This is a genomic window from uncultured Aliiroseovarius sp., from assembly GCF_947492455.1.
Taxonomy (GTDB): domain Bacteria; phylum Pseudomonadota; class Alphaproteobacteria; order Rhodobacterales; family Rhodobacteraceae; genus Aliiroseovarius.
On sequence record NZ_CANLNB010000003.1, the window covers coordinates 120506 to 134321 of the forward strand.

The 13816-nt window shown below is 59.9% G+C and carries 15 protein-coding genes; 5 read left to right on the forward strand and 10 right to left on the reverse strand.

Annotated elements, in window-relative coordinates; translation table 11 throughout:
- The first annotated feature begins 36 nt into the window (after positions 1-36).
- Positions 37-945: a DMT family transporter gene (locus tag Q0677_RS07385; RefSeq protein WP_298907852.1), complete on the forward strand. Its 909-nt coding sequence runs from the start codon at positions 37-39 to the stop codon at positions 943-945.
- Positions 946-991: 46 nt separating this feature from the next.
- Here Q0677_RS07385 and Q0677_RS07390 read toward each other — a convergent pair whose 3' ends face one another.
- Positions 992-2461: an ABC transporter substrate-binding protein gene (locus Q0677_RS07390; protein WP_298907855.1), complete on the reverse strand. Its 1470-nt coding sequence runs from the start codon at positions 2459-2461 to the stop codon at positions 992-994.
- 152 nt (positions 2462-2613) lie between these two features.
- Between Q0677_RS07390 and panB the strand changes: the two genes are divergently transcribed.
- Both panB and panC read left to right on the forward strand, forming a co-directional pair.
- On the forward strand, positions 2614-3441 hold the full coding sequence (panB, locus tag Q0677_RS07395; RefSeq protein ID WP_298907859.1) for a 3-methyl-2-oxobutanoate hydroxymethyltransferase: 828 nt from the start codon (positions 2614-2616) through the stop codon (positions 3439-3441).
- Complete coding sequence (panC, locus tag Q0677_RS07400; protein WP_298907860.1) at positions 3438-4274, forward strand: pantoate--beta-alanine ligase; 837 nt, start codon at positions 3438-3440, stop codon at positions 4272-4274. The genes panB and panC overlap by 4 nt, the downstream gene beginning before the upstream one ends.
- A gap of 79 nt (positions 4275-4353) precedes the next feature.
- Here the strand turns inward: panC and Q0677_RS07405 are convergent, their stop codons facing one another.
- The 8 genes from Q0677_RS07405 to Q0677_RS07440 all read right to left on the reverse strand — a co-directional run bounded on the left by Q0677_RS07405 (position 4354) and on the right by Q0677_RS07440 (position 11286).
- The gene (locus Q0677_RS07405; RefSeq protein ID WP_282182482.1) at positions 4354-5133 is read right to left on the reverse strand and encodes a succinate dehydrogenase iron-sulfur subunit; all 780 of its coding nucleotides are present in this window, start codon (positions 5131-5133) and stop codon (positions 4354-4356) included.
- A gap of 26 nt (positions 5134-5159) precedes the next feature.
- Positions 5160-5879: a sulfotransferase gene (locus Q0677_RS07410; RefSeq protein WP_298907866.1), complete on the reverse strand. Its 720-nt coding sequence runs from the start codon at positions 5877-5879 to the stop codon at positions 5160-5162.
- Position 5880: 1 nt separating this feature from the next.
- Entirely contained in the window at positions 5881-7686 is a 1806-nt protein-coding gene (sdhA, locus tag Q0677_RS07415; RefSeq protein ID WP_298907868.1) for a succinate dehydrogenase flavoprotein subunit, read from the reverse strand.
- Positions 7687-7704: 18 nt separating this feature from the next.
- Entirely contained in the window at positions 7705-8076 is a 372-nt protein-coding gene (gene sdhD / locus Q0677_RS07420; protein WP_133484809.1) for a succinate dehydrogenase, hydrophobic membrane anchor protein, read from the reverse strand.
- A gap of 10 nt (positions 8077-8086) precedes the next feature.
- Positions 8087-8470 carry a succinate dehydrogenase, cytochrome b556 subunit gene (gene sdhC / locus Q0677_RS07425; protein WP_133484808.1) on the reverse strand — a complete coding sequence of 128 codons (384 nt, stop codon included), beginning with the start codon at positions 8468-8470 and terminating at the stop codon, positions 8087-8089.
- A gap of 290 nt (positions 8471-8760) precedes the next feature.
- Positions 8761-9795: a MaoC family dehydratase gene (locus tag Q0677_RS07430; protein WP_298907874.1), complete on the reverse strand. Its 1035-nt coding sequence runs from the start codon at positions 9793-9795 to the stop codon at positions 8761-8763.
- Between the two features lie 70 nt (positions 9796-9865).
- A complete protein-coding gene (locus Q0677_RS07435; RefSeq protein ID WP_298907877.1) occupies positions 9866-10414 on the reverse strand; it encodes an NnrU family protein in 549 nt (182 codons plus the stop codon).
- Between the two features lie 23 nt (positions 10415-10437).
- Positions 10438-11286, reverse strand: a complete 849-nt coding sequence (locus tag Q0677_RS07440) for a CoA ester lyase (RefSeq protein WP_298907880.1) — start codon at positions 11284-11286, stop codon at positions 10438-10440.
- A gap of 304 nt (positions 11287-11590) precedes the next feature.
- On the opposite strand from Q0677_RS07440, the gene Q0677_RS07445 reads away from it, so the two are divergent.
- Complete coding sequence (locus Q0677_RS07445; RefSeq protein WP_298907883.1) at positions 11591-11914, forward strand: hypothetical protein; 324 nt, start codon at positions 11591-11593, stop codon at positions 11912-11914.
- On the opposite strand, the gene Q0677_RS07450 is transcribed toward Q0677_RS07445, so the two are convergent.
- The gene (locus Q0677_RS07450; RefSeq protein ID WP_298907885.1) at positions 11911-12669 is read right to left on the reverse strand and encodes a sulfite exporter TauE/SafE family protein; all 759 of its coding nucleotides are present in this window, start codon (positions 12667-12669) and stop codon (positions 11911-11913) included. The genes Q0677_RS07445 and Q0677_RS07450 overlap by 4 nt on opposite strands.
- 158 nt (positions 12670-12827) lie before the next feature.
- Between Q0677_RS07450 and mdh the strand changes: the two genes are divergently transcribed.
- A complete protein-coding gene (mdh, locus tag Q0677_RS07455; RefSeq protein ID WP_298907889.1) occupies positions 12828-13790 on the forward strand; it encodes a malate dehydrogenase in 963 nt (320 codons plus the stop codon).
- The last annotated feature ends 26 nt before the right edge of the window (positions 13791-13816 follow it).

The following is a 13816-nucleotide window of genomic DNA, read 5'->3' on the forward strand; positions in this document are numbered from 1 at the left end:
CTTGTTTTTGGATCCAATTCGGTGTCATGTCGCGGGATGAGCAGCCCACAGACATCACACAACCGCCCCGCGTACGGGATCGCATGGATGCTGTCGGCAGGCCTGTTTTTCGTGATGATGAACGCGCTGGTGAAATATGTGGGGCAAGAGCTGCCGTCCTCACAGGCTGCGTTTCTGCGCTATGTTTTCGGATTGATCTTTGTCCTGCCTGCGCTTGGTCAACTTGCTAAGGCGCGGTTCTCGGCACGGGTTTGGCAGCTGTTTGTTGCGCGCGGCGTGGTGCACACAGGGGCCGTGCTGTGCTGGTTTTACGCCATGACCCAAATCACCGTGGCCGAGGTTGTGGCGATGAACTACCTCACCCCGATCTATGTGATGCTGGGGGCCGCAGTGTTTCTGGGCGAAAGCTTCTCGACCCGTCGGATGTTGGCAGTTGTTGCGGCTTTTCTTGGGGTGCTGATCATCCTGCGTCCGGGGCTACGCGAACTGGGTGCTGGGCATATCTCGATGGTGTTCACAGCGATCTTTTTGGGGATTTCTTATTTGATCGCCAAAAGATTGGCACAAGACGCCTCAGCGGGTGTGGTGGTGGCAATGATGTCGATCACGGCAACCATTGGTTTGGTGCCCGCCGCGATCATGGTCTGGGTTCCGCCCAGCTTGGTGCAGATGGCATGGCTGGCCGTGGTCGCGTTTTTCGCGACCGCCGGTCACTATTCCATGTCCCGTGCCTTTGCCGAAGCCCCGGTATCGGTCACCCAGCCCGTTACCTTCCTGCAAATCATCTGGGCTGCCGCGACTGGCGCAATCTTCTTTGCCGAACCGGTCGATTTCTGGGTGGTTGTCGGCGCCGGCGTGATCATGGCAGCGGTCACGTACATCACCTGGCGTGAGACCGTTTTGAAGCGCCGCGTGACGCCTAATCCGAATGAGCCGAAAACGTAAAAGGGCGCCCGTTTGGGACGCCCTTTCGCTGTGCGTTTAGGTCTGGTCAGTCCGACCAGCTAACGCCCGTCAGGTCATTGGCCTGCGTGGGCGCGTTTTCCCACAGACCATTGATCTTGGCATTTGCCACACCGGTTTTGGCCAGCTGGAACAGATACCCATTCACATAGTCATCCGCGATGATTTGCTGGGCTTCCTTGTTCAGATCGGCGCGCATGGCTGGGTCTGAGGTGACCGAGAGCTTCTCGATCAGCGCTTGGAAATCCGCGTTGTCATACTGGAAATAGTATTCCGGGCGCGCGTAGATGTTGATGTCAGCAGGCTCGGTATGGCTGACGATGGTCAGGTCATAATCCTTGCCTTTAAACACCTGTTCGATCCACTGGGCCCATTCCAGATTGCTGATCTCGGTGTTGATGCCGACATTGCGCAGCTGGGCGGCAATGATCTCGCCCCCACGGCGGGCATAGGCGGGGGGCGGTAGCATCAGGCGCAAGGTCAGGCCCTCGGCACCAGCCTCTGCCAGCAGCGATTTCGACATCTCGGGGTCAAACGCGGATTGGCCGGTCAGATCCACATAGTCCGGATTGTGCGGCGCGAAGTGGGTGCCGATGGGCGTGCCATAGCCATGCATCGCGCCGTCGATGATATCCTGACGGTTGATCGCATGGGCGATGGCCTTGCGCACACGGACATCCGCCAGCGGGCCGGACTTGTTGTTGGTCGACAGGATTGTCTCGCCCTCGGTCGAGCCGACGATCACGGTGAAGCGCGGATCGGCCTCGAACTGCGACAGCGTCTCGGGGGCCGGGAAGTTCGGGAAGGCGTCCACGTCACCAGCCATCATGGCCGCAAAGGCCGCGTTCGGGTCCGAGATGAACTTGAACGTTGCTTTGGCCAGCGCAGGCGCGTCGCCCCAATAAGCGTCATTGCGTGCGATGGTCACGTGGTCGCCCTTGGCCCACTCGACAAAGGTGAAAGGTCCGGTGCCCACAGGCGCGGTCGCCGCATCACCGATGCTTTCCGGTGCGACGATCACAGCGTCTCCCCACGCCATGTTGAAGGCGAAGTTGCCGTTCGGGGCGGACAGCTTCACCGCGACCGAGGTCGGGCTGACGGCCGTCACGCTTTCGATGTCCTTGAACAGCGCTTTCTGCGCGTTGGTCGAATCTTCGGCCCGCGCGCGATCCAGCGAGAAGACGACATCATCGGCATCCATGGTGGTGCCGTCATGGAAGGTCACGCCTTCGCGCAGCGTGAAGGTATAGGTCATGCCGTCTTCGCTGACATCCCACGCGCTGGCCAGTCCGGGCAGCACCGCGCCATCCGGGCCGAAACGGGTCAGACCCTCGTAGATGTTGGCATAGACGACCTCGTCAATCGCGGCAGCGGCGCCTGCGGTAGGGTCCAGATTTGGCGGCTCAAGCACCATGCCCAATGTGATCGCATCAGTGCCCGCCAAAGCGGTCGTTGCCATCAGCGCCCAAGCGCCTGCGGTAAGTTTCAGGTTGGTCATCTTGATCCTCCTCACCCGTTCTGCGGGATATACCCCATGAAACGCGGGATTTTGGGTCAAGGCAAGGGAAAGACGTTCCGTCATTCCCCTTTGAAATTCTGCGATGCAGCATTATAGTCCCCGCCACTGAAGACGATCAGGGAGGAGAAACCATGAGCGCCTCGGCTAAGATTAAGACACCGACCCCGTCGGATATCCGTGCCCGCAAGGGGGACACGCCTCTGGTCGTGCTGACCGCCTATGCGACCCCAACCGCCCAGATGATGGACGCGCATTGCGACGTTGTTCTGGTGGGGGACAGCGTGGGCATGGTGGTGCACGGGTTGCCCGACACGCTGGGCGTCACGATGGAGATGATGTGCCTTCACGGGGCGGCCGTGAAGCGTGGTCTTCAGCAGGCGATGATGGTCGTCGACATGCCGTTCGGCTCCTACGAGGAAAGCCCGCAGCAGGCCTTCCGCAACGCGGCCCGCCTGATGCGTGAAACCCGTGCGGCAGCCGTGAAACTGGAAGGCGGCGTATCGATGGAAGAAACCATCCGCTTCCTGACCAGCCGCTCGATCCCTGTTATGGCGCATGTGGGTCTGACCCCGCAGGCGATCAACACGCTGGGCGGCTATGCCGTGCAGGGCCGGGGTGAAGATCGCGACCGTGTCATGGCCGACGCCAAGGCTGTGGAAGCGGCGGGCGCGTTCTCGGTCGTGTTGGAAAAAGTGCCAGAGAGCCTGGCCAACGAAATCACCGAAGCCGTGTCGATCCCGACCATCGGTATCGGTGCCTCGGCGCAATGTGACGGGCAGGTTCTGGTGGTCGATGACATGCTGGGCCTGTTCACAGCCTTCAAGCCGAAATTCGCCAAACGCTATGCGACTTTGGGCGTGGACGGTGAAAAAGCCATTGCCAAATATGCTCAAGAGGTGCGAGACCGCAGTTTCCCGGCGCCCGAGCACGTCTTTGCAGATGAGGTCAAAAAGAAATGAAGATCATTCGTTCCAAGGACGATCTGCGTACCCTACGCCGCAGCTGGATTTTCAAGGGCGAGCGTGTGGCCGTGGTGCCGACCATGGGCGCGCTGCATGCTGGCCACCTGTCCTTGGTGGATGAGGCGAAGAAACACGCAGACCGCGTGATTGTCACCATTTTCGTGAATCCCAAGCAGTTCAACAACCCGGAAGATCTGGACAAATATCCGCGCACGGAAGAGGACGACGCTGCAAAGCTGGCGCCCTACGGGATTGATGCGCTGTATGTGCCGACGCCCGATCAGATCTATCCCGATGGCTTTGCCACCAATGTGCGCGTGTCTGGTCTGACCGAGGATCTTGAGGGCGCGCATCGCCCCGGCCATTTCGATGGTGTGGCAACGGTAGTGTCCAAATTGTTCCTGCAATCTCGCGCAGATGTGGCTTGCTTCGGTCAGAAGGACTATCAGCAGATGCTGTTGGTACGTCGCCTGTCCGAGGATCTGGACATCGAAACCGAAGTGATCGGCTGCCCCACGGTGCGCGAAGAGGACGGGTTGGCCATGTCCTCGCGCAATGTGCGCCTGACCGCCGAAGAACGCGCAATTGCGCCAGCTTTGAAAGCCGAGATGGATCGCGCCGCCGAGGCCATTCGCCGGGGCGCCGAGCCGCGCGTCGTTTTGGACAGCGCCAAGGCTCAGATTGAACGGGCGGGTTATGAAACTGTCGAGTATCTAGAGCTACGTGATGCTGAGACGCTGAAGCCGGTCAAAGACCTCTCTCGTCCCGCCCGTTTGATGGCGGCGGCGATGCTTGGGGATGTGCGGCTAATCGATAATATCGCCGTCTAAGACGCGTCGATCTCAATCAGGTTACGGAAAGCAAAAAGGGCGACCCGCGGGCCGCCCTTTTGTAATTTGTCTGCGTCGCTTATAGCTGGCGCTCGACCATCATCTTCTTGATCGACGCGATTGCCTTGGCCGGGTTCAGGCCTTTCGGGCAGGTCTTCGAGCAGTTCATGATCGTGTGGCAGCGGTACAGCTTGAAGGGGTCTTCCAGCTGATCCAGACGCTCGCCTGTGGCTTCATCGCGCGAGTCGATGATCCAACGATAGGCGTGCAGCAGTGCGGCCGGCCCAAGATAGCGATCACCGTTCCACCAGTAGCTCGGGCACGAGGTCGAGCAGCTGGCGCACATGACGCACTCATACAGACCGTCAAGCTTCTTGCGGTCCTCGATGGACTGCTTCCACTCTTTCGCGGGGCGATTGGTCTTGGTTTCCAGCCACGGCATGATCGAGGCGTGCTGCGCATAGAAATGCGTCAGGTCCGGGATCAGGTCTTTCACCACCGGCATATGCGGCAGCGGATAGATCTTCACGTCGCCCTTGATCTCGTCCATCCCGTAAATACAGGCCAGCGTGTTGATCCCGTCGATGTTCATCGCACAGGATCCGCAGATGCCTTCACGGCACGAGCGGCGGAAGGTCAGGGTCGGATCAATCTCGTTCTTGATCTTGATCAGCGCGTCCAGAACCATCGGACCACACTTGTCCATGTCCAGGAAATAGGTGTCCACACGGGGGTTTTCACCGTCATCCGGGTTCCAGCGATAGATCTGGAACTTGCGGACATTGGTCGCACCCTCGGGCTTGGGCCATGTCTTGCCGACGCGAACGGTCGAGTTCTTGGGGAGCTTGAATTGTACCATCTGGCGTCCTCCTGGGGGTGACTAGTTCAGTGATGTTGCGGGCCCTGGGGGGCAGAATTAGGTTTGGGTACCCGCCCGACCTCGGCTGGGCGTGCGGGTGTCAGAGTTTTGGTTGCGGCGGCAGGGCGCGGGCCGGGGCCTTGGTTTGACAGTTTCCATTTGGTCACGTCGATGGCGTAGTCTTCTTGAACAAGATCCGCGATCTTCTGAGCATCGTCGTTGACAATGTCGAAGTGCAAGAACCGTGGGTTGTCCTTGAAATAGTCTTTCACCTCGGCTTCGTGGGCTAGAGCCATCTCGCGCCACAGCCCCTGGACTTCGTCGTGTGAATGACCCGAGGCCTGCATGCTTTTGCTCAGGAATGTTCCGTTGGCGTGATGACTGCGTGAGGCGATCCAAGTATCGACAGGCCGCGTGTTCAGGATGAAATAGGCATCGGGATAGTGTCGATGCAGATCCCGGAAAAACCGCGCACCCTCAAGCACGAGGTCAGAGCCTATAAAAGACAAATCGGAAAACGCCACGAAACCGTCGAAGCCGTGAAAGGGCTTTAGACCCAGCGCAATGTTGACCATGAAGGCTTTCATGAGGTTTTGCCCATTCGCGTCGCGCCAATGGAGCGACGGGATAAAGCTCTTCTCAAAAAGCGTGTGCAGCGAAGTTGTAGCGCAGCGGTTGAGGCCGATCACGAAGATTTTCGGATCGTCCTCCCCGGCCATCGCCTCGATGCGCTGCACGCCCTTCATATCAGAACGTACGCGCTTTGGGCGCGATTTTCTTCAGTTCGATGCCGCCTTCGGCCTCGGTGGTCAGCGGATCAACGACGACCGGACGATAGGACAGGTCAACCTTGTTGCCATCCACGCGGCTGACAGTGTGGACGCGCCACTTTTTGTCGTCGCGTTCCGGGAAGTCCTCGTGCGCGTGGGCGCCGCGGCTTTCTTCGCGGGCTTCTGCGCCGTGGATTGTCGCCAAGGCGTTCGGCATCAGGTTCGCCAGTTCCAGCGTTTCCATCAGGTCCGAGTTCCAGATCAGCGAGCGATCGGTCACAGCCAGGTCGTCCATCTTGGCGGCCACGGCGGTCATCTTCTCGACGCCTTCTTTCATGGTCTTGGCGGTACGGAACACGGCAGCGTCAGCTTGCATCGTCTTCTGCATTTCCAGACGCAGATCGGCGGTCGGGATCGCGCCGCTTGCATGGCGCAGACCGTCGAAGCGATCAAATGCCGCGTCTACCGAAGCTTGGTTCAGAACCGGGTTCGGCGCCTCGGCGTCGACAACCTTGCCAGCGCGGATCGCGGCGGCGCGGCCGAAGACCACAAGGTCAATCAGCGAGTTCGAGCCAAGGCGGTTCGCCCCGTGGACCGACGCACAACCGGCCTCACCCACGGCCATCAGGCCGGGAACAACGCCGGTTGGGTCATCTTTGGTCGGGTTCAGAACTTCACCCCAATAGTTGGTCGGGATGCCGCCCATGTTGTAGTGCACCGTCGGCAGAACCGGGATCGGCTCTTTGGTCACGTCAACACCGGCAAAGATCTTGGCGCTTTCCGAGATGCCCGGCAGGCGTTCGGCCAGCGCGTCGGCGGGCAGGTGATCCAGATGCAGGAAGATGTGGTCGCCTTCGGCACCCACACCGCGGCCTTCGCGGATCTCCATCGTCATCGAGCGCGAGACATAGTCGCGCGGGGCAAGGTCTTTATACTGGGGCGCATACCGCTCCATGAAACGCTCGCCTTCCGAGTTGACCAGATAGCCACCCTCGCCACGTGCACCTTCGGTGATCAGGCAGCCCGAGCCGTAGATGCCGGTCGGGTGGAACTGAACGAATTCCATGTCCTGCAGGGCCAGACCCGCACGGGCCACCATGCCGCCACCGTCACCGGTGCAGGTGTGGGCCGAGGTGGCCGAGAAATACGCGCGGCCATAGCCGCCCGTCGCCAGCACAACCATCTTTGCGTTGAAGACGTGGAACGTGCCGTCATCCAACTTCCAGCAGACAACACCCTGACACTGACCGTCTTCCGACATGATCAGGTCTACGGCGAAGTACTCGATGTAGAATTCAGCGTTGTTCTTGACCGATTGGCCGTAAAGCGTGTGCAGGATTGCGTGACCGGTCCGGTCAGCGGCGGCGCAGGTACGCTGTACCGCGGGGCCTTCACCAAATTCGGTGGTGTGGCCGCCGAACGGGCGCTGATAGATCTTGCCTTCTTCGGTGCGCGAGAAGGGAACGCCGTAATGCTCCAGCTCGTACACCGCTTTGGGCGCCTCGCGGGCCAGATATTCCATCGCGTCCGTGTCGCCCAGCCAGTCCGAGCCCTTCACGGTGTCGTACATGTGCCACTGCCAGTTGTCCGGGCCCATGTTGGACAGGGACGCGGCGATGCCGCCCTGTGCCGCAACGGTGTGCGAGCGGGTCGGGAAAACTTTGGTCACACAAGCGGTGCGCAAGCCCTGTTCGGCCATGCCAAGCGTGGCCCGCAGACCAGCGCCACCGGCGCCGACCACGACCACGTCATATTCGTGTGTTTCGTATTCGTAAGCTGCCATTTTGGGTGCTCTCCGGTCTTAAAAGGCGATGCGGCCGAGGCCATAAAGGCCAATTGCCAGAACGGTGTAGGCCACTGCGGTGCAAGCAACGACCAAGACTTTCTTGGTCACGCCGCGCGAATAATCCTCGATCACAACCTGAATGCCGTGACGGAAGTGAACCATCGACACAACAAGCGTCATTGCGGCGACAATTGCGGGGAAGGGGCGCTGATAATAAGCGATTGCTTCTTCATAGGGCAGGCCAAGGGCGCAGCCGAAGGTCAGTGCGAACAGCGGCATCAGGATCAGAAGACCAACAGCCGAGATGGCCTGTCCCCAGAAATGTTCCGTACCCGAACCCGAAGAACCTTTGCCCACGGCGCGTTTGCGGTCAGTCATATATTGCATAGCGGGCTCCTTACACGATCAGGGCGACGATAATCGCCAGAACGACGGACCCGACGATGACGCCAATGCCCATTTTCTCGGCGGTTTCGACCTCAAGGCCGATGCCAATGTCCCAGATCAGGTGACGCAGGCCGGACAGTGCGTGGTAGCACAGCGCCCAGAGTGCCAAGAACATGATCACGTCCCCGACGAACGAGGTCATCAGACCGTTCACAACATCATAATATCCTGCACCCAGCGACGCGGCGAAGAACCACCATGCGACCAAGATCGCAGCACCCAGCAGGGCGACCCCGGTGATCCGGGCGAAGATCGAGGTGATGGAGGTCAGCTGCGGGCGGTATACTTGCAGATGCGGAGAAAGAGGACGGTTGCCTCTGTTCACGTCGGCCATGGCGGCCTCCTTCTGTCTGTTTCGACTTTGCGACAGGAATAGCGCCTTTTGCGGCACTGAGTCACGCAAGAAGCGACCCGAAAGTCGGGAATTTTGCGCTAACGGGGGTGTTTTTGGGGGCTTGTGATCACAGTTTTTGGATATGTGATCACAGATTTGTATGCCATTGTATCCCGACGTTTATAGTCGGAAAAGGAGCGGCGCGCGCAAGATTCCTGCTGATATTTGTCCCTAGGGCATGTGTTTGGGAAGTAGCGGGGCGTCTCAAAGACGTCCCGCCGCCAGACATCTTACTTCGGCATAAGCGCCCAATAGTCGAGATCCAGCATGACCTCGGGCAGGTATTTGCCGTCGTCGCCTTTCAGGGCAAATTCGGGCGCGCCGTGTTTGACGGCGACCAGACGCAGGCGCACAGCACCCACGCCCGGGGCGTCGGTGTCAGCCTTGTCCAGCACCTCGGACCATGCACGGATCGTATCGCCCGAGAAGCAGGGATTTGCGTGTGCGCCACCGTTCAGACCGACGATCATCTGCGCGTTAGCCAAGCCGTTGAACGACAGAGCACGCGCCATCGAGATCACGTGGCCACCGTAGATCAGGCGCTGACCGTCCGGGCGGAAGGTGGCGTCGAAATGCACCTTCGCGGTGTTCTGCCACAGGCGGGTCGCCATCATGTGCTCGGCTTCTTCGACCGTCACGCCGTCCACGTGATCGATCTTTTCGCCGACCTCGTAGTCGCCCCAGCGATGCGGCTCGCCCGCCAGCGTGAAATCGTAGTCCTCGAACGACAGACCTTCGGGGATCGACAGGTCGGATGCTTCCAGCACGCCTTTCAGCTCGGGGATCACGGTCTCGGGCGCGGGGGCGTCCAGGTCGCCTTTGCGCACCATCACCCAGCGGACATATTCCATCACCGGTTCGCCCATCTGGTTGAACCCACGCGTGCGGACCCAAACGACACCCGACTTCCCGTTCGAGTTTTGCTTCAGCCCGATCACCTCGGATTGCGAGCGCAGCGTGTCGCCGGGATAGACGGGCTTCAGCCAGCGGCCTTCGGCATAGCCAAGGTTCGCAACAGCGTTCAGCGAGATATCCGGCACGGTTTTGCCAAACACCACGTGGAACGCGATCAGGTCGTCGATGGGCGAACCTTCCAGCCCGCAGGCACCTGCAAATTCATCCGAGGAATACAGCGCATGACGGGCAGGGTAGAGCGCGTGATAGAGGGCGCGTTCGCCCTCGGCCACAGTGCGCGGCACGGCGTGGTCGATCACGTCGCCCAGCTTGTAATCTTCAAAGAAGCGTCCGGGATTGGTTTTGGCCATCAAAGCTCTCCAAGTGTCGAGGCGGGCGCAGGGGCTGCCCGCCGAATTTGTTTTAAGCGCGTAAGCCGGGCTACGTGCCGAATGGGGTCGGGCCGATCAGCCCGTGAATATATCCGATGATCGCCAGCAGGATGATCGAGGCGACGAAGAACATGGCATCCTTGGCGACGGTGCCTTTCGGGTTCGGTTGCCAGTCGGGTTCCGCGCGGTTGATCACGATGATTTCCAGCACTGCCCAGACCGTCAGAACCCCGAACAGGATCATCGACGCCAGATCGGGGTTCACCATGATATGCGCCACGGACCACAGGATGAAGCCGGTCAGCATCGGGTGGCGCATCTTGTAAAAGAGGGCGCCCTTCGATGGGCCGGGGCTCATGAAGTAGAGGGCGAACAGGACCATCAGGTTGTTCACGTGCCGCAACGCGGGCGGGTAGGTGTGCACGTCGAAGCTTTCCGTCGCGCGATACCCGATCACCATGAAGACCACGCTGATCAGGATCACAAGCGCGGATACTCCCTTAGCCCGCGGCCCCATGTTTTCGTGGGCAGCGGGCAGGGCGCGTTTCCAGAAATGTCCGACATACCACAGGGCAAGTCCGGCGATCAGCAACGTCATGGCGAGGTTCCTTTAGAGGGGCCTTAGCCCTCCATCACGGCGATGGCGTCGGCTTTGGCGAGAATGGATTTTGCTGTCTCAACATGCAGGTTTTCGACGATTTTACCATCCACAACCGCAACGCCTTGGCCGGAGGCTTCGGCTTCTTCGAACGCAGCAATCTGGCGTTTGGCCAGATCGATTTCAGCCTCGGACGGCGCGAAAGCGGCGTTGGCAATGTCCAACTGTGCCGGGTGGATCAGCGTCTTGCCATCCATGCCCATGTCACGGCCCTGATCACATTCGGCTTTCAGCCCGTCTTCATCTTTGAATGCGTTGTACACGCCGTCGACGATCACAACGCCGTGGGCCTTGGCGGCGATCAGACACATATGCAGCCCGCCCATCATCGGCAGACGGTCGGCGCGGAAACGGGTGTTCAGCTCTTTCGCCAGATCGTTCGTGCCCAAGACAAAGCCCTTCAGGCGGGGGTGGGCGGCGATCTCGGCGGCGTTCAGCATGCCGATCGGGGTCTCCATCATCGCCCAGAGGTCGACGTCGGGGATCAGTGCGGCCAGTTCGTCCAGCTGCGCGGCCGAGCCAACTTTCGGCATCAGGATCGCGTCGATGTCTGCGCCCACAAAGGCAGCTACATCATCTTTGCCCCATTCGGTGTCGAACCCGTTGATACGGACGATCTTGGCGCGGTTGCCATAACCGCCTTTATCCAACTCGGCTTTCAGAATGGCGCGGGCCTCGACTTTGGCGTCGGGGGCAACGGCATCTTCAAGGTCGAAAATGATCGCGTCAGCGGCAAGGCCGCGGGCTTTCTCTAGCGCACGCTCTTTCGAGCCGGGGATGTAGAGGACGGAACGATAGGGGCGTGTGGTCATGATTCTGTGTCTCCGCAATATTGTTGCGCAAGGGACCACATTTGCGCACCAATTCGCAAGGCAAACTTTGCCGCAATGCAGAAATTTTACGTAGGGTTCATGGTTGCGCAGGTCTAGGCGCGGCGCGTTAACCAGTTCTTTGGCCCATGGGCGCAGGCTTTTACCTGAGATGCCGAATGACGGGAGGGCCCACGGTTGGCCACTGATGCAATGGGATGCAGATCGGCACCAGAGTGAACACGGCCCTGATGCCGCCGGTGCGCCGGTTGGCCCGGCAGAGCGGCCCAACTGAAAGGACAGATCCATGAAACAGGACATTCTGGCCCTTGGACTTGGTGTCGGCGCAATCCTTCTGTCAGCCGGACAATTGCAGGCGCAGGGCGCCGCCAAATGCGCCGAGCGCGCCCAAGTGATGCAACGTCTGGCCGAAAGTTATGGCGAAACGCGGCAATCCATCGGACTTGCTGGCGACCGGCAAGTGGTCGAGGTCTTCGCCTCGGATGAAACCGGCACATGGACGATCACTGTGACGATGCCCAATGGCATGACCTGTCTGGTCGCGGCTGGGCAGGGATACGAGAAGCTGGATGAAGAGCTGACTCCGGCACGGCTGGGTGATCCGGTTTAGGTCAGACCTTCCCAGATCAGTTTCGTTCCGGTCAGGATCAGGAACAGATAGGTGAAGCCGAAGAACAGTCGTTCAGACATTTTGTGGTGCAGATGCACCCCGATCCAGACGCCCAGCACGGCAAAGGGGATCAGCAGAAGATCAGCCTTTGCCGTTTGCCATGTGAAGATCCCCAAGGCGAAATAGGGGATGAACTTCAGCAGATTGATGGCCCAGAAGACGATGACGGTCGTGGATTGGAAGGTGGTTTTGTCCAGCTTGCGGGACAGAAGATAGACTGCGGCAGGCGGGCCGCCGGCGTGGCTTATGAAGCTGGTGAAGCCGGCGATGGCCCCCCAAAAGGCGCCCAATTTGCCTGACATCGGGCGCGGAGCAGGCGGGATCAACCCGTTCGCACGCGCCAGCTGGAAGGCCACGAACCCAACCGCGATCGAACCGATCAACAGCCGAAACACGTCTGGGTTGGCAACCGTGTAAAGCGCCGCCCCCAGCGCCACGCCCGGCACCGCCCCCAGTACCAAGGCCCAGGCCGAGGGCGTATCCCATTTGCGCCAATAGGGTTTCAGGGCGGTTACATCCATCAGCATCAGAAGCGGCAGCATCAGGCCAATCGCGGCGCCCGGGTCCAGAATCAGCGCAAGCAAAGGGGTCGCCGCAAATGCGGCCCCTGACCCGAAGCCACCCTTGGAAATCCCTGCAAAAATCACTGCCGGGATGGCAAAGGTAAAGAAAGTGAGGTCCAGAACCTCGGGCATGTGACATCCTTCAAAAGTCTGGAAAATGGGCGCTTTAGCGCTATCGCGTGTCGCATTCGGTTGCAAGTCATCCCTGACGCCGCAGCGCAGCGCCCTTGCGCGAAAGGCACTTTCGGACTAGGCATGCGCCCGAAAACAACTGATCGGAGATCACACTCATGGCCAGACCCAAGATTGCGCTTATCGGTAGCGGCATGATCGGTGGCACCCTTGCTCACCTTGCTGCACTGAAAGAAATGGGCGACGTTGTCCTCTTTGATATTGCGGACGGCATCCCTCAGGGTAAAGCACTCGACATCGCAGAAAGCGGCCCCGTTGAAGGGTTCGATGCAGCACTGTCGGGCACCACATCCTACGAAGATATTGCTGGCGCAGACGTCTGCATCGTCACCGCCGGTGTTCCGCGCAAGCCGGGCATGAGCCGCGATGACCTGCTGGGCATCAACCTGAAAGTCATGAAGTCGGTCGGCGAAGGCATCAAAGAGCACGCCCCGAACGCATTCGTGATCTGCATCACCAACCCGCTGGACGCCATGGTTTGGGCGCTGCGCGAGTTCTCGGGCCTGCCGCACAACAAAGTGGTTGGCATGGCTGGCGTTCTGGACTCGGCACGCTTCCGTCACTTCCTGTCGGTCGAATTCGACGTGTCCATGCGCGACGTCACCGCCTTCGTTCTGGGCGGCCACGGCGACACCATGGTTCCGCTGACCCGTTACTCGACCGTTGGCGGCATCCCGCTGCCGGATCTGGTGAAAATGGGCTGGACCAGCCAAGAGAAACTGGACGCCATCGTTCAGCGCACCCGTGACGGTGGCGCCGAGATCGTTGGCCTGCTGAAAACCGGTTCGGCTTACTATGCCCCGGCTGCTTCGGCGATCGAAATGGCTCAGGCTTACTTGAACGACCAGAAACGTCTGCTGCCGTGTGCCGCTTATGTTGACGGCGCATACGGCCTGGACGGTTTCTATGTGGGCGTTCCGACAATCATCGGCGGCAACGGCATCGAGAAAGTCATCGACATCGAGCTGAACAAAGAAGAGCAAGCCATGTTCGACAAATCGGTCGACGCGGTGAAGGGTCTGGTCGAAGCCTGTAAGGGCATTGACAGCTCGCTGGCATAAGCCCAGTTCTGACTGATGATTAAGAC

What these genes read in the sequence shown, in the direction of transcription:
- Q0677_RS07410 (WP_298907866.1), bottom strand. Translation starts at nt 5,879, where the DNA reads ATGAAGGGCGTGCAGCGCATCGAGGCGATGGCCGGGGAGGACGATCCG.
- Q0677_RS07390 (WP_298907855.1), bottom strand. Translation starts at nt 2,461, where the DNA reads ATGACCAACCTGAAACTTACCGCAGGCGCTTGGGCGCTGATGGCAACG.
- Q0677_RS07385 (WP_298907852.1), top strand. Translation starts at nt 37, where the DNA reads ATGAGCAGCCCACAGACATCACACAACCGCCCCGCGTACGGGATCGCA.
- sdhD (WP_133484809.1), bottom strand. Translation starts at nt 8,076, where the DNA reads ATGCAATATATGACTGACCGCAAACGCGCCGTGGGCAAAGGTTCTTCG.
- Q0677_RS07450 (WP_298907885.1), bottom strand. Translation starts at nt 12,669, where the DNA reads ATGCCCGAGGTTCTGGACCTCACTTTCTTTACCTTTGCCATCCCGGCA.
- Q0677_RS07435 (WP_298907877.1), bottom strand. Translation starts at nt 10,414, where the DNA reads ATGACGTTGCTGATCGCCGGACTTGCCCTGTGGTATGTCGGACATTTC.
- sdhA (WP_298907868.1), bottom strand. Translation starts at nt 7,686, where the DNA reads ATGGCAGCTTACGAATACGAAACACACGAATATGACGTGGTCGTGGTC.
- mdh (WP_298907889.1), top strand. Translation starts at nt 12,828, where the DNA reads ATGGCCAGACCCAAGATTGCGCTTATCGGTAGCGGCATGATCGGTGGC.
- Q0677_RS07430 (WP_298907874.1), bottom strand. Translation starts at nt 9,795, where the DNA reads ATGGCCAAAACCAATCCCGGACGCTTCTTTGAAGATTACAAGCTGGGC.
- sdhC (WP_133484808.1), bottom strand. Translation starts at nt 8,470, where the DNA reads ATGGCCGACGTGAACAGAGGCAACCGTCCTCTTTCTCCGCATCTGCAA.
- Q0677_RS07440 (WP_298907880.1), bottom strand. Translation starts at nt 11,286, where the DNA reads ATGACCACACGCCCCTATCGTTCCGTCCTCTACATCCCCGGCTCGAAA.
- panB (WP_298907859.1), top strand. Translation starts at nt 2,614, where the DNA reads ATGAGCGCCTCGGCTAAGATTAAGACACCGACCCCGTCGGATATCCGT.
- Q0677_RS07445 (WP_298907883.1), top strand. Translation starts at nt 11,591, where the DNA reads ATGAAACAGGACATTCTGGCCCTTGGACTTGGTGTCGGCGCAATCCTT.
- panC (WP_298907860.1), top strand. Translation starts at nt 3,438, where the DNA reads ATGAAGATCATTCGTTCCAAGGACGATCTGCGTACCCTACGCCGCAGC.
- Q0677_RS07405 (WP_282182482.1), bottom strand. Translation starts at nt 5,133, where the DNA reads ATGGTACAATTCAAGCTCCCCAAGAACTCGACCGTTCGCGTCGGCAAG.